Annotated in this window: 15 protein-coding genes; 12 read left to right on the forward strand and 3 right to left on the reverse strand. The window is 36.2% G+C overall.

The annotated features are described in order from the left end of the window. Positions 1 to 36 precede the first annotated feature (36 nt). The 8 genes from RU96_RS00905 to RU96_RS00940 all read left to right on the forward strand — a co-directional run bounded on the left by RU96_RS00905 (position 37) and on the right by RU96_RS00940 (position 6,261). Entirely contained in the window at positions 37 to 342 is a 306-nt protein-coding gene (locus RU96_RS00905) for a PspC domain-containing protein (protein WP_071863666.1), read from the forward strand. Next, the gene (locus tag RU96_RS00910) at positions 342 to 704 is read left to right on the forward strand and encodes a phage holin family protein (RefSeq protein ID WP_071863667.1); all 363 of its coding nucleotides are present in this window, start codon (positions 342 to 344) and stop codon (positions 702 to 704) included. Before RU96_RS00905 ends, RU96_RS00910 begins: the two co-directional genes overlap by 1 nt. Before the next feature lie 368 nt (positions 705 to 1,072). After that, a complete protein-coding gene (gene hprK, locus RU96_RS00915) occupies positions 1,073 to 2,008 on the forward strand; it encodes an HPr(Ser) kinase/phosphatase (RefSeq protein WP_071863668.1) in 936 nt (311 codons plus the stop codon). A gap of 49 nt (positions 2,009 to 2,057) precedes the next feature. Next, complete coding sequence (lgt, locus tag RU96_RS00920; RefSeq protein WP_071863669.1) at positions 2,058 to 2,888, forward strand: prolipoprotein diacylglyceryl transferase; 831 nt, start codon at positions 2,058 to 2,060, stop codon at positions 2,886 to 2,888. Positions 2,889 to 3,008: 120 nt separating this feature from the next. Continuing rightward, complete coding sequence (locus RU96_RS00925) at positions 3,009 to 4,028, forward strand: NAD(P)H-dependent glycerol-3-phosphate dehydrogenase (RefSeq protein ID WP_071863670.1); 1,020 nt, start codon at positions 3,009 to 3,011, stop codon at positions 4,026 to 4,028. 14 nt (positions 4,029 to 4,042) lie between these two features. Beyond that, positions 4,043 to 4,933, forward strand: a complete 891-nt coding sequence (gene galU / locus RU96_RS00930) for a UTP--glucose-1-phosphate uridylyltransferase GalU (RefSeq protein ID WP_071863671.1) — start codon at positions 4,043 to 4,045, stop codon at positions 4,931 to 4,933. 185 nt (positions 4,934 to 5,118) lie between these two features. Beyond that, positions 5,119 to 5,562 carry a DUF948 domain-containing protein gene (locus RU96_RS00935; protein ID WP_071863672.1) on the forward strand — a complete coding sequence of 148 codons (444 nt, stop codon included), beginning with the start codon at positions 5,119 to 5,121 and terminating at the stop codon, positions 5,560 to 5,562. Between the two features lie 21 nt (positions 5,563 to 5,583). After that, entirely contained in the window at positions 5,584 to 6,261 is a 678-nt protein-coding gene (locus RU96_RS00940; RefSeq protein ID WP_071863673.1) for a YtxH domain-containing protein, read from the forward strand. Between the two features lie 140 nt (positions 6,262 to 6,401). On the opposite strand, the gene RU96_RS00945 is transcribed toward RU96_RS00940, so the two are convergent. Then, entirely contained in the window at positions 6,402 to 7,508 is a 1,107-nt protein-coding gene (locus RU96_RS00945) for an aminopeptidase P family protein (protein WP_071863674.1), read from the reverse strand. Positions 7,509 to 7,706: 198 nt separating this feature from the next. On the opposite strand from RU96_RS00945, the gene ccpA reads away from it, so the two are divergent. Beyond that, complete coding sequence (ccpA, locus tag RU96_RS00950) at positions 7,707 to 8,708, forward strand: catabolite control protein A (RefSeq protein WP_071863675.1); 1,002 nt, start codon at positions 7,707 to 7,709, stop codon at positions 8,706 to 8,708. A 78-nt stretch (positions 8,709 to 8,786) separates the two neighbouring features. Here ccpA and RU96_RS00955 read toward each other — a convergent pair whose 3' ends face one another. Further along, a complete protein-coding gene (locus RU96_RS00955; RefSeq protein WP_071863676.1) occupies positions 8,787 to 11,291 on the reverse strand; it encodes a transglycosylase domain-containing protein in 2,505 nt (834 codons plus the stop codon). A 243-nt stretch (positions 11,292 to 11,534) separates the two neighbouring features. On the opposite strand from RU96_RS00955, the gene RU96_RS00960 reads away from it, so the two are divergent. Both RU96_RS00960 and RU96_RS00965 read left to right on the forward strand, forming a co-directional pair. After that, the gene (locus RU96_RS00960) at positions 11,535 to 12,443 is read left to right on the forward strand and encodes an AEC family transporter (protein ID WP_071863677.1); all 909 of its coding nucleotides are present in this window, start codon (positions 11,535 to 11,537) and stop codon (positions 12,441 to 12,443) included. 71 nt (positions 12,444 to 12,514) lie between these two features. Beyond that, positions 12,515 to 13,405: a deoxyribonuclease IV gene (locus RU96_RS00965; RefSeq protein WP_071863678.1), complete on the forward strand. Its 891-nt coding sequence runs from the start codon at positions 12,515 to 12,517 to the stop codon at positions 13,403 to 13,405. Positions 13,406 to 13,530: 125 nt separating this feature from the next. Here RU96_RS00965 and ndk read toward each other — a convergent pair whose 3' ends face one another. Next, entirely contained in the window at positions 13,531 to 13,959 is a 429-nt protein-coding gene (gene ndk, locus RU96_RS00970) for a nucleoside-diphosphate kinase (protein ID WP_071863679.1), read from the reverse strand. 154 nt (positions 13,960 to 14,113) lie between these two features. Here ndk and RU96_RS00975 point away from each other — a divergent pair, with 154 nt between their 5' ends. Beyond that, on the forward strand, positions 14,114 to 14,335 hold the full coding sequence (locus RU96_RS00975) for a YneF family protein (RefSeq protein ID WP_071863680.1): 222 nt from the start codon (positions 14,114 to 14,116) through the stop codon (positions 14,333 to 14,335). Positions 14,336 to 14,359: the final 24 nt, after the last annotated feature.

Below are 14,359 nucleotides of genomic sequence, written 5' to 3' on the forward strand. Positions count from 1 at the left end.
AGCTAGTGTATTATATAGAGGATAGAGGTGAGAATTATGAAAAAAAGACTAACAAAATCAAAGAACAATGTCGTATTGACTGGTACTTTGGGAGGAATTGCTGAATTCTTTGGAATTGATCCGACGATCGTGCGGGTAATCTTTGTGTTCTTCACTTTGTTTGGAGTTGGCTCAACGATTCCTTTATATATCATCCTAGCGATTATTATGCCTTCTGGTCGTAGTAATCAAAACGGTTATGAACAACCAAAGCGTAACTATCATGAAAATTACAGTGAACCAAAAGCACGTCCTCGCAAACCGGCGGAAAAAATCGACGATGACGATTGGAGTGATTTCTAGTGACCTACTTCCAACGTTTACTGGTTAACACATTGACCTTTATTGCCCTGGCAGTTTTACTGCCAGGGATGGTTCATGTCAGTAGCTGGTTGATGGCTTTAATTGCCAGTTTTGTACTTTCCATTTTAAATGGATTTGTCAAACCCATTTTGTCTTTATTATCTTTACCATTAACATTTTTGACCTTAGGGCTCTTTAGTTTCGTCATTAACGCAGCGATGTTAAAATTGACTTCAACTTTTGTGGGTGAAATGAATTTTGGCTTTTCTTCTTTTGGCGCGGCTATTATGGTAGCAGTCATTATGTCTTTGGTAAATATGATTGTAACAGAACACAACATGCAAAAATATCAGGATCAATAATAAAGCTTTGGAAAAAACACTTTTTATTGCTAGAAGTATTCATTTTTAAGGCAGCAAGATTGCTACAATAATCTTGCTGCCTTTTTTGAATACAGTGTGTGACAAAAGCAGTGGCTACAAAACCAGGGGCTAAAGCTTTTATTAGCGCAGCAGTAATTAAACTGCTTACTTTAGTTTTTAATCAATATTACAGCTGTAAATGTTAAAAGATAATTGCATGATTATCAATTTGGTTTGAAAGACTGTAAATATCAGTTAGGAAAGTAAATCAGACTGGCCACTGTTTTTTTCGTGCGCCTATCCTAGTAACTTTATTAATAGAATGGTAAAATGAGGCAGATTATACTTTTAGAAATGAGGGAAATTGTATGGCTGAGGTTGTCAAAGTCATCCAAATGGTTGAAAAATTAAATTTGGAAGTGGTAACAGGTTCCGAACAAGCATTAAATCGTTTAATTAAAACGGCTGATATATCACGTCCCGGTTTAGAATTAACGGGTTATTTTAATTATTATTCTTATGATCGTTTACAGTTATTTGGTAGTAAAGAAATTACTTTTGCAGAACGGATGATGCCTGAAGAACGTTTAATGGTAATGCGACGGATGTGTAATGATGAAACACCTGCTTTTATCGTTTCCAGAGGGCTACCGATTCCAAAAGAAATGATAGATGCCTGTGAAGAATTCGATATTGCGATTTTACGATCACCTATTTCGACATCACGCTTGTTAGGGGAGATGTCTGCTTATTTAAGCAGTTTGTTAGCTCCACGAACAAGTGTCCATGGTGTTTTAGTCGATGTCTATGGGTTAGGTGTGTTAATCCAAGGTGATAGTGGGATAGGGAAAAGTGAAACCGCATTAGAATTAATTAAACGAGGACATCGTTTAATTGCCGATGATCGTGTGGATGTTTACCAACAAGATGAATTAACCTTAGTAGGCGAACCACCGCGAATTTTACAACATTTAATTGAAATTAGAGGAATTGGCATTATTGATGTGATGAACTTATTTGGTGCCAGTGCTGTCAGAGGGAGTATGCAGGTTCAATTAGCTGTTTATTTGGAAGGTTGGTCCAAAGAAAAGACGTATGATCGTCTTGGTTCTGCGGCTACGACCATTCAAATTGCTGAAGTGGATGTTCCGCAAATTAAAATTCCTGTTAAAACTGGGCGAAATGTGGCAATTATTGTTGAAGTGGCCGCGATGAATTTCCGGGCTAAGGCAATGGGGTATGATGCAACGAAAACTTTTGAGCAACGTCTAAGTCAACTGATTGAAGAAAATTCAGATAGTTAAGTTTAAATTTTGCTAAATATTGATAATCAAATGGAATAGGAGTTTTTTCATGTTAGCAGTAGTTGATCGCGTCGCCTTTGAAGTATTTGGAATAGCTATTTACTGGTATGCCATTATTATTGTCTCAGGTGTTATTATCGCGATGTTTTTAAGTTCACGGGAAGCTGTCCGGGTTGGTTTAAAAGCTGATGATGTGACAGACTTCATGTTGGTGGGGCTTCCAGTTGCTTTAATTGGCGCTAGACTTTATTATGTATTATTTGATTTACCTACCTATTTAAATGATCCGCTTCAAATTTTTAATTTACGTTCAGGGGGATTAGCAATTTATGGGGGGTTAATTGCCGGCGGTATTTGGTTGGTGATTTTTTGTCGGCATCATTTTATTCCCATTTGGAAATTTTTAGATATTGCAGCCCCAAGTATTATTTTAGCTCAAGGTATTGGACGTTGGGGCAATTTTATGAATCACGAAGCGTATGGTGGAATTACTACCAAAACCTTTTTAATGAATTTGCATCTACCGCAGTTTATTGTTGACAATATGTATATCGAAGGTCATTTTCGCCAGCCTACTTTTTTATATGAATCCCTTTGGAATATCTTAGGTTTTTTACTTTTGATTATTTTACGCAACAAAAAAGTTTTCAAAGAAGGCGAAGTTTTCTTAAGTTATATTATTTGGTATAGTTTTGGTCGTTTCTTTATTGAGGGGATGCGTAGTGATAGCTTATATCTATTTGGCGCTATTCGCGTTTCACAGGTATTATCTTTAGTCTTATTTTTTGCCGCGTGGGGACTGTTGTTTTATCGACGTAAAAACAATCCCAAGTTAAAAGATTACGACCGTAGTCACGGCAACAATCGTTTTTTAATTTAACTAACGGTTTACCTCGCACATGTGCTAAAATATGAAATGTATAGTAACTTTCCGTTAGCGGAAAAAAAGTTTTTTATAACAATTTGTTGTATGAAACTTTACAATCAAGGAGGGTTTATTTTGAAACAAAAAATTGCTGTCTTAGGACCAGGCTCGTGGGGAACAGCGTTAGCACAAGTTCTATCGGAAAATGGTCACGAAGTAAGAATTTGGGGAAACAATCCAGCGCAAATTGATGAGATTAATACGTATCATACTAACCGTCATTATTTGCCCGATGTGAAGTTACCAGAAAATATTGTGGCAGTAAAAGATATTAATGAAGCAATTCAAGACTGCGATGCAGTTCTTTTTGTCGTTCCAACCAAAGCAATGCGTAGTGTTGCCCAAGAATTTGCTAAAACCGTCAAACATCAACCGGTGATTATTCATGCTTCAAAAGGCTTAGAACAAGAAAGTCATAAGCGTATTTCAGAGATTCTAATTGAAGAAATTCCGGCTGAAAATCGTAAAGCAGTGGTTGTGTTATCTGGCCCAAGTCATGCAGAAGAAGTGGTGCGCCATGATATTACAACGATTACCGCTGCAAGTCGTGATCAAAGTGCGGCCCAATATGTGCAAGACCTATTTATGAACGATTATTTTAGAATTTATACCAATGATGATGTTATTGGGGTTGAAACAGGAGCAGCGCTAAAAAATATTATCGCAATTGGTGCCGGTGCGATTCATGGCTTAGGCTATGGGGATGATGCGAAAGCTGCGATTATGACTCGTGGTTTAGCTGAAATTAGTCGGTTAGGGGTAGCGATGGGGGCTAATCCATTAACTTTTATCGGTTTAAGTGGTGTTGGTGATTTGATTGTAACTTGTACCAGTGTCCACTCGCGTAATTGGCGTGCTGGGAATTTATTAGGAAAAGGTCATTCTTTAGATGAAGTTTTAGATAATATGGGCATGATCGTTGAAGGGGTAGCGACTACTAAAGCTGCAATGGAACTTGCACAAACTTTGAAGATTGAAATGCCAATTACGGAAACAATTTATAATGTATTATATGACAACAAGCCAATCAAAGAGGCTGCTCGTGATATTATGCTGCGGGATGGCCGCAAAGAAAATGAATTTACGTTAAAATAAAAGGAGTTTTAGAAATGAAAGTAAAAAAAGCTGTTATTCCTGCTGCAGGTTTAGGCACACGTTTTTTACCTGCAACTAAAGCGATGGCAAAAGAAATGTTACCAATTGTTGATAAACCAACAATCCAATTTATTGTTGAAGAAGCTTTGAAATCTGGGATTGAAGATATCTTAATCGTCACAGGTAAAGCTAAACGTCCGATTGAAGATCACTTTGACGCTAACATTGAACTAGAAACTAATTTAAAAGAAAAAGGAAAAACGGAATTATTAAAATTAGTCGAAGAAACAACCGATGTTAATTTGCATTTTATCCGTCAATCTCACCCGAAAGGTTTAGGTCATGCTGTTTTACAAGCAAAAGCTTTTGTCGGTAACGAACCTTTTGTCGTAATGCTTGGCGATGATTTAATGGAAGACAAAGTGCCATTGACAAAACAATTAATTAATGACTACGAAAAAACACATGCCTCTACTATTGCAGTAATGAAGGTACCTCATGAAGACACTTCAAAATACGGTATCATTAACCCAGGTGAACAAGTGCAACCAGGTTTGTATAATGTTAAAAACTTTGTTGAAAAACCAACACCTGATAAAGCGCCAAGCGATTTGGCAATTATCGGCCGTTACTTATTAACGCCTGAAATTTTTAATGTGTTGGAAGTACAAAAACCAGGTGCCGGTAATGAAATTCAATTAACAGATGCCATCGATGAATTAAATAAAACCCAACGCGTTTTTGCGCGTGAGTTTAAAGGTCAACGTTATGATGTTGGGGATAAATTAGGCTTTATGAAAACTAGCATTGACTATGGTTTGAAACATCCAGAAGTAAAAGATGGATTAAAAGATTATATCTTAGAGCTAGCTGCTACATTTAAACAAGATCAAAAAACAAAATAACAGTTTTAAACCTGCGTAAGTTTTTTCTTACGTAGGTTTTTTGTTTTTGGAAGCGGCTTACAAAAGGATAGGAGTAGGAAAATAGAAAAATTCACGTGTTCTTTTTATTTGTTTCAAAAGATACCTCGTGATATGCTTAGGATGACGGAATTTAAAAAATTTCAGTGTTGGAAAGGAGTTTTGGCATGAGTGGAGGAGAAATTGCAGCATTAATTGCAGCGATTGCCTTTGCTGTTTTAGTGGTATTTGTTATTCGTTTATTAGCCCAGGTGCAAAAAACAGTAGCAAGCGTCAGTACAACTGTGGAGGAAGCAAACAAAACAATTCGCGTGGTTACAAAAGATGTAGATGTCTTAACTAGTGAAGTAGAAGGGTTGTTGGTTAAAACCAATACGCTTTTAAATGATGTTAATGGCAAAGTAGCCACTATTGATCCATTATTTACCGCTGTTGCAGATTTAGGTGAAAGCATTTCCGAGTTAAATCGCTCAGGTAAAAATGCAGTGGCAAAATTGGGAGCTGTTGGAAAAACGACGGCTCAAGCAACAGTAGCGGGGAAAGTTGGCCAAACAGCATTAAAATTTTTCAATCAACAACGAAAACAAAACGCAAATTCAAAAAGTGAATAGATAAAAAATGGAGGGATTCAAATGGGAAAAACAAGTGGATTTTTATTAGGAGCGGTAGTGGGTGGTGCCGCAGCGGCAGCCGCGGTAATGTTACTTGCACCAGAATCAGGAAAAGAATTACGAAAAAAATTAGCTGAACACACGGATGATTTATTAGATCTTGCTAGTGACTATGCTGATATGGCTAAAGAGAAAAGTCAAGATTTAACCGATATCGCAAAAGATAAAGCAACGCAATTATCTCAACAAGCTGAAGAAACTGCAGATAGCTTGAAAAATAAGACAAGTGATTCTTTAGATGATTTACAAGGTTCTTCTAAAGACTTAATTGAAAATTTGAAGAAACAAACCGGTGACTTATCGGAAAGATTTAAAAAATCAGCTGCTGAAGTGAAAGATCAAGGGGCAGACATTGCCGAAGATAAAAAAGAAGACATGGCAGATATTATTATTGATGCAACTGCTGGTGCTAAAGAGATGAAAGAAACAGTTAAAGAAGGTATCGATGAAGCAAAACCAGTTGCAAAAGAGTTAAAAGAAAATACTAAAGACACTGCCAAAGAAGTGGGCGCTCAAGCAAGCAATCAAGCTTCTGACACAAAAGAAGCAGTTAAGGCTGAAACAAAGATGGCTGCTCAAGATTTTAAAGAAGCAGAAAAAGAACTAAAAGAAAAAATTGAAGAAAATAATCCTGAGTAAGGCTAGAATAAAAAGACATTGTAACAAAAGAGGTTCACTTCAAGAATAAGAAGAATTTACTTTTAGAATGTTGTTTATTCGCAAAAAGAGGAGTTGTGACATGATTTTTGTCACAACTCCTCTTTGTTTAATTAAGTTAATTATTTGGTAATAATTTGTAATTCTTTTGGTGTTTTCGTAAATGCTTCACAGCCATTTGGTGTAACGTGGACGCAATCTTCAATACGTACACCAACTTCACCAGGTAAATAAATACCAGGTTCAATTGAAAAGCACATTCCTTCTTCAATAACTAAATCATTACCTTCTACAAGCGATGGGAATTCATGGACTGTCGTACCAATACCGTGACCTAGACGGTGATTGAAATATTTACCATACCCCGCTTTTTCAATAACATCACGGGCAACCTTATCAATTTGGGCAGCTGTTACACCCGGGCGGACAAAATTTTGTGCCGCTAGTTGGGCTTCTAAAACAATTTGATAAATTTTTGCTTGTAAATCAGTTGGTTTTTGATATGCTACAGTTCGCGTAGCATCACTACAATAGCCTTTCCAAATAACCCCTAAATCAAAGAGAACTAACTCATTAGGAACAATTTTGCGCTCTCCTGGTGCACCGTGAGGGTTAGCTGCGTTATCACCAGCTAAAACAATAGTATCAAAACTCATTTGACTCACACCACGGCGTTTTAGTTGATATTCAATTTCTGCTGTAATCTCAGCTTCTGATGCTCCGGCTTGAATAGCAGCAAAGCCAATTTTAAAAGCTTCATCTGCCCAACTACCAGCTTCTTTTAAGAGTGTAATTTCTTCAGTTGTTTTACGCAATTGACTTTGTTGGATAACGGGTGTTAAATCGAAATTAAAATCAGTGTGAAGTAAAAGCGAACGCAAAATTTCAAGGCGATCAACTGTTAAGTGGTTTTTTTCAACCGCAATTTTTTTAGGCTCATCATAACGCTCATTTAGAGCTTTTACGATTAATTGCCAAGGATTTTCATTGTCAGCATAGCCCAATACATCAAATTGCCAGCTACTGTTTTTGGCAGTTTCAACTTCTAAAGCCGGGGTAAACAAAAAAGGATCCGCTGTAGCTGAAATGAAAAGTGCTAAGACGCGCTCGTGAGGATCACTGGTATAACCAGAATAATAAGCGATGTGGTCAGGGTTAGAAATATACGCTAAGTCAATATCATGGGAGTTTAACCAACTTTTTAATTCTTCAATTTTTGCTAAATTCATAAACTAACCTTCTTTCAGAATAATCAACTTCATTTTAACACACTTCTTTTAAAAAAGAATTTTTGAAAAATGATAAAAATTTTCAGGAAAGGAAAGTAAAACGGTTGCATTCTCCAACTTTCCATGCTATTCTATCAAAGAAATGTAAATGGTATTTTCAGAAAATACAAATCAAACAATTAAATAAGGAGATCTGAAATGGAAAAACAAACAATTACAATCTATGACGTTGCTCGTGAAGCTAATGTTTCCATGGCTACTGTTTCACGCGTAGTAAATGGTAATCCTAATGTCAAACCGGCTACTCGTAAAAAAGTGTTAGAGGTTATTGACCGCCTAGATTACCGCCCTAATGCAGTGGCTCGGGGCTTAGCAAGCAAAAAAACAACTACTGTGGGTGTCATTATTCCAGACGTCAGCAACATGTATTTCTCTTCATTAGCACGAGGGATTGACGATGTAGCAACAATGTATAAATACAATATTATCTTAGCTAACTCAGATGGCGATACCCAAAAAGAAGTAAACGTATTGAATAATTTGTTAGCCAAACAAGTTGATGGGGTAATTTTCATGGGCCATCGCATCACAGACGAAATTCGTGGCGAGTTTTCTCGTTCGAAAACACCAGTTGTTTTAGCGGGCTCAATTGATCCAGATGAACAAGTGGGTAGTGTGAATATTGACTATCAAAATGCAACCAAAGATGCTGTGAATTTACTTGCTAAAAATGGGAATGAAAAAATTGCGTTTGTTAGTGGCGCATTAATTGATCCAATTAATGGTCAAAATCGTCTACAAGGTTATAAAGAAGCTTTAAAAGAAAATAATTTGGAATATAATGAAGGTCTAATTTTTGAAGCAAAATACAACTTTAAAGATGGAATTTCATTAGTTTCTCGCTTGAAAAATAGTGGTGCGACTGCTGCTTTTGTGACAGATGATGAATTAGCAATCGGTATTTTAGATGGTTTAGTTGATGAAGGCGTGAAAGTGCCAGAAGACTTTGAAATTCTGACAAGTAATAATTCATTATTAACTGATGTTGCACGGCCTCGCTTATCTAGTATCACACAACCTTTATATGATATTGGTGCGGTTTCAATGCGTCTATTAACTAAAATGATGAATAAAGAAGAAGTAGAAGAAAAGACAATCGTTTTACCTTATGGTATTGATGAAAAAGGTTCAACTAAATAAAAATAAAAAAACGCCTGCAAATTTGTTGCGGGCGTTTTTTTATGAAAAAGCAGGCGCATTTTATTGCGCCTGCTTTTCTTATTGATTGGTGTTATTACTATTTGCACCGTTATTGCCGTTTGTAGCGTTGTTAGTATTATTCGCATTGGAGTTATTAGCTGTGTTACTTGCACCGTTTGAGTTGTTATTATTCGTATTGTTTTGGTTAGTGCTATTCCCATTAGTTGTATTATTACTATTTGTATTGTTTTTTTGCTGGTCATTTGTCTTTGCTTTAGCGTAAATTTTACTCCAATAATCAGCATAGTTGGCATCAGTGCCACCAATACCAAAGCGATAATTACTTTTTTCAGGTCCATTTTTGGCCCAAAGTGAGGTCGTTGTATCATTTGGTACTTGCGTTGTTGTACCGTTATAACTAATGCTGCCAGGAAGCTCGCCAGTAGCTTTAGCAACTGTTTCTTGTTTGACAGAATCATCTAATTTGAATTTTTGATCCGTGCCAAAAATTTCAGGGTTGGCCATATAAATTCGATTAATTAAGTAGGCCATGTAATTGCCGGTTCTAGTTCCCGCACCATTATCATTTTTTTCTTTTTGGCTATCCATCCCAGACCAACTGCCAATGGTAACTTTTGGTGTGGAAACAATTAACCAAGAGTCACGGTAGTAGTCGGATGAACCGGTTTTCCCAACCCAATCAGCTTGACCAAGATACCAATTTAAATTACTAATTGTTGATTTGAAAGGTGTTGTAATTCCTTGACTTAAAACGTTTCGCATCAAATCATTCATAATAGAAGCTGTTGCTTTTGAGAAAACGCGAACTGGTTTATTTTCATGTTGGTAAATAGCTTTACCTTGACTGTCAGTAATAGCTTCAATTAAGTAGCCTTGTTGATAGACACCACCGTTTGCTAGTGCTTGGAAACCATTTGTTTGTTGAACAGTTGTAACGTCCATTGGTCCAAGTGGGGCAGACTCGACATTCCATGAATTATTAGCAGGAAAATTCATTTTTGCTAAATAATTATCATAAACAAAGTCGGCCGATTTTGTTTCTTGTAATTCTTGATAGACATGATAGGCGGTAATGTTTGTTGATTCAGCTAAAGCATCTTCAACGGTTTGGAAAGTTTTTGAGCCTTTATTGGTCGCATTGACAATTTCTTTGCCAGCGTCTTCGCCTGCTTTCCATTTCGCAGGATAATCAGAAATGCGTGTTTGACTACCAATTAAACCTTGATCAATGGCTGGCCCATATACAAGCAGTGGTTTAATTGTTGAACCAGCTGCGCGGGAAGTATCAAAAGCGTGGTTATTTTGGTTATCATTAAAATCACGACTACCAATAAAACCTAAAATTTTCCCAGTCGCATTGTCCATCATGACATTTCCGACTTCAATTTTATCACCATTGTAGTTGTCTAACATGTAGCCGTATTCTGCGACGCCTTTTTGCATAGCATCATAGATTTTTTTATCAATCGTGGATTTGACAGTATAACCACCATTAACTAATTCGTTTTGAGCTTTTTCCAGGTAAGCTTCTTTGGTCTTTTTCTTTTCATAATCTTGGTTAGAAACACCGTCGTCTTTTGCTAATTTTTGGGCTACGATACTTTTTGCTTCGTTCATAATCGTATAATACAAAAAGCCGTGATCATCATTATTTTGTGTTTGTTGTTTTAGGAAATCTTTTTTCAAATCATATTTTTTGGCAGCTTCGTATTCTTTTTTAGTAATATCGTGATTGCGATACATACTAAATAAAACAAAGTCTTTTCGCTCTAAACCAGCTGTGACATTTTCTTTTAATTTACCCGTATTATCAAAAGGACTATAGACGATTGGACTTTGCGGTAAACCCGCAATAAAGGCCGCTTGTGGAAGGTTAACATCCTTAGCATCTTTACCAAAAATACCTTTGGCGGCTTCTTGAACGCCGGCGATATTTTGACCTTTATTATTTCGACCAAAAGGGGAGACGTTTAAATACATCGTGACAATTTCGTCTTTACTAAAGAATTTTTCAACTTCCATAGCTAAGAGAATTTCATTGGCTTTACGTTTAAAAGTCGTTTCACTGGTTAAAACCTGCTGTTTGACGAGTTGTTGGGTTAAAGTTGAACCGCCACCACCGCCAAAACCAGTTGCTTCAGATAAAAGAGCACGTACAACCGCTTTTGGGACAACGCCATTATGTTCATAAAAATATTCATCTTCGGTTGCGATAATTGCTTTTTTCAGTAGGTCAGAGATTTGATCAGACTTTACCGATGTTCGAAATAAATCAGAACGGATAGTTGCAATCGAGCTGTTATCGGCATAAGTTAATTTAGAGGTTTGGGAAACATCCCCCAACTCTTTTTGCATGGTGGTCTTATTAGGAGCTGGGGTATCTTCAACTAAATAAGCGAAATAACCTGCACCAATACCTAGTGCCAATGCACCTCCGATAATCAAACACGAAATTCCCACTAAAAGTAAGGAATGTAAAACCCGTAATGAGATATTAAAATAAAACCAACCCTTTTTTCGATCAGAAAAAGGTTCATTATGATGTTTTTGCTTTTTAGGCAATGACTTTCACCTCAGTTTTAAATTTACCGCATCATTATAGCAAAAAAGTTCTTAAATAGATAGATTTCTACTATTATGGTGGGGAAATACTAAGAAAAAACCAAACTTTTACCGCATAAAATGGGGATAAAAAGTTTTTATTAATTGATTTTGTCGATATGCTAAAATATAAAAGAAAGTAAAAAGGGGAAATCATTATTAAACAATATTTAGGAAAATTCTAAATTTAGAAGGAGAAATCGTGTGCAAGCCATCCTGATGAGTGCGTTTAGTCTATTATTTATTATTTTTTTAGGTTTTATCTTTAAACGTGTTGGTATTTTTAGTAAAGCTGATGGGAATATCTTATCACAAATTATTTTGAATTTAACTTTGCCAGCAGCAATTATTGTCAATCTGTCTCAGCTGACTGTTTCGTTGAATCGAATTGCTTTAATTTTGATTGCCATTTTGTTTACTTTGATACAATTAATTTTATTTCGTGTTTTTAAAGGGAAGCAAACCCGTGATAATCTGACATTTAGTTTATACATGGGCTCTGGCTTTAATATTGGTAATTTTACCTTACCTTTTGCCCAAAGTTTTATCCCCCAAGCAATCCCACTGATTTCACTATTTGATATTGGAAACTCGGTTATGTTGGCAGGAGGAACGGGTTTGGTCGTAGAATTATTAACAGGAGAAAATTATGTGTTTAATGGCAAGTTATTTTTAAAAAGATTAGGTCGTAGCGTACCATTTGTTTGCTATTTGATTATGCTGTTTTTACGCTTGCAGACGATTAATGTTCCTGCGATTATCTTGACGATTGCTACGCCAGTTGCAAATGCTAACACGTTTTTATCGATGTTTATGATTGGCCTTTATCTTGAGTTTAAACTTGCTGGTAAGACGCGTAATTTAGTCTTTAAAACACTATTTTTGCGGTATCTAATTGGTTTTATGTTAGTCGGGGTGGTTTATTTTACACCTTTTGATCAGCTGATGAAATTGGTCTTAAGTATCTTAGCCGTTACCCCAATTCCAATTTTTAATGTAATAAATGCAGTATTAGCGGGAAGTGATGAAGAAAGTGTCGGTTTTTGTTCTTCCCTTAGCTTTTTAATTAGCTTGCCGCTGATGACAGCTCTAATTTTATGTATCGTTAAGTAAAGCGTAAAAATGTCTTTTTATTAAAAGCTTGCTTACAATAATAATATTATTAAAAAGAAAGAAGTGAAGAAATGTTAATTGGTTCTCATGTATCGTTTAAAGCTAGTAAAGCACTGCTTTCTTCTGTTGAAGAAGCCTTAAGTTATGAAGCGAATACTTTTATGCTTTATACTGGTGCACCACAGAATACTCGCCGGAGTGAAATGGATCAAGAAAGTATCACTGCAGGTAAAAAATTAATGCAAGAAAATAAAATGCAGGAGTTTGTCGTCCATGCACCGTATATTGTTAATTTAGGAAATACGACTAAACCACAAAATTTCGGCTTTGCAATTGAGTTTTTACGGGCTGAAATTATGCGCGCCCAAGAACTTGGTGCTAAACAAATTACCCTCCATCCAGGAGCACATGTGGGGGCGGGGCCAAAAGAGGGAATTAAACAAATCATCAAAGGATTAAATGAAGTCTTGACCAAGGAACAAATTCCTCAAATTGCTTTAGAGACAATGGCGGGAAAAGGGACAGAAATCGGTCGTAGTTTTGAAGAATTGGCAGAAATTATTGCTGGGGTCACGTTAAATGATAAACTCTCGGTTACTTTTGATACATGCCATACCAATGATGCAGGATACAATGTCAAAGAGGATTTTGATGGTGTGTTAGCTGAATTTGATCAAGTGATTGGCTTGGATCGTTTAAAAGTCGTTCATCTAAATGATTCCAAAAATCCGCAAGGGGCAAAAAAAGATAGGCATGCTAACATCGGTTTTGGTACCATTGGTTTTGATGCATTACATTATATTGCCAATCATGAAAAACTTGTTTCTTTACCCAAAATACTTGAAACACCATATGTCGGCGAAGATAAGAAAAATAAGAAACCCCCTTATAAATTTGAAATTGCCATGTTACGTAAAGGCGTTTTTGATCCTGATTTATTGGAAAAAATTATGGCACAATAAACGTTTTCTTACCTTTAGAAGCTTGTGTAATCCGTAAAAAAGCAAAGCAATCCCCTTAGGCAGCAGCTTTCTTTTTCATAAAAGGCGCACTTAAACCTAAGGATGCTTTGCTTTTTTTTAAAGATTTACTGTTTGACTGAAGTTAAGCTAGCTTCATTAAAGAAACGCTTTATTTCGACGTCTGCTGCGGCTAAACAATCTGAAGCGTGGATAATATTTTGTGATTTATTTGTAGCAAAATCACCCCGAATTGTTCCTGGATTAGCCTCTAGTGCATTGGTTGTGCCAATCATTTTTCGCACCATTTCAATAGCATTTTCTCCTTTTAAGACTATAAAAACAACAGGTCCAGAGGTCATATAGTCAACAATATCTTGAAAAAAAGGTTTGTCGGCTAAATGAGCGTAATGAGCTTGTGCCATTTCTTTTGTCAAACAGCCAAAACGCATTTTGTCAATCGTTAACTGGCGATCTTCAAAACGACTAATGATGCGACCAACTAAATGGCGTTTCACGCCATCTGGTTTAATAATGACTAAAGTTTTTTCTTCCAATATCCTCACCTCAAAAAAATGATAAGTTTAGGATAACACGTTTTTCACTATTTGAAAACGCTTACTTGTTAATTACTAGTGAAAAGCTCTTTTCATTTGTGGGCTTTTCTAGTAAAATGACACAGTGAGACTATAAGAGAAAGGAGAGATTTTCATGTCAACATCTATCGTAGTGCTTATTGCAATTATTGCTGCTTTACTTGGCGCAGTTGGTGGCTTTTTCTTAGCCCGTAAATATATGAAAGACTATTTGGAAAAAAATCCTCCCGTTAACGAGGAAATGTTACGTTCAATGATGATGTCAATGGGACAAAAACCATCCGAGAAAAAAATTCGTCAAATGATGCAACAAATGAAAAACCAAGGGAAAAAATAATTTTTGGCAGAATAAAAGAAAGTG

This window comes from Enterococcus canintestini, assembly GCF_001885735.1.
GTDB classification, from domain to species: domain Bacteria; phylum Bacillota; class Bacilli; order Lactobacillales; family Enterococcaceae; genus Enterococcus_C; species Enterococcus_C canintestini.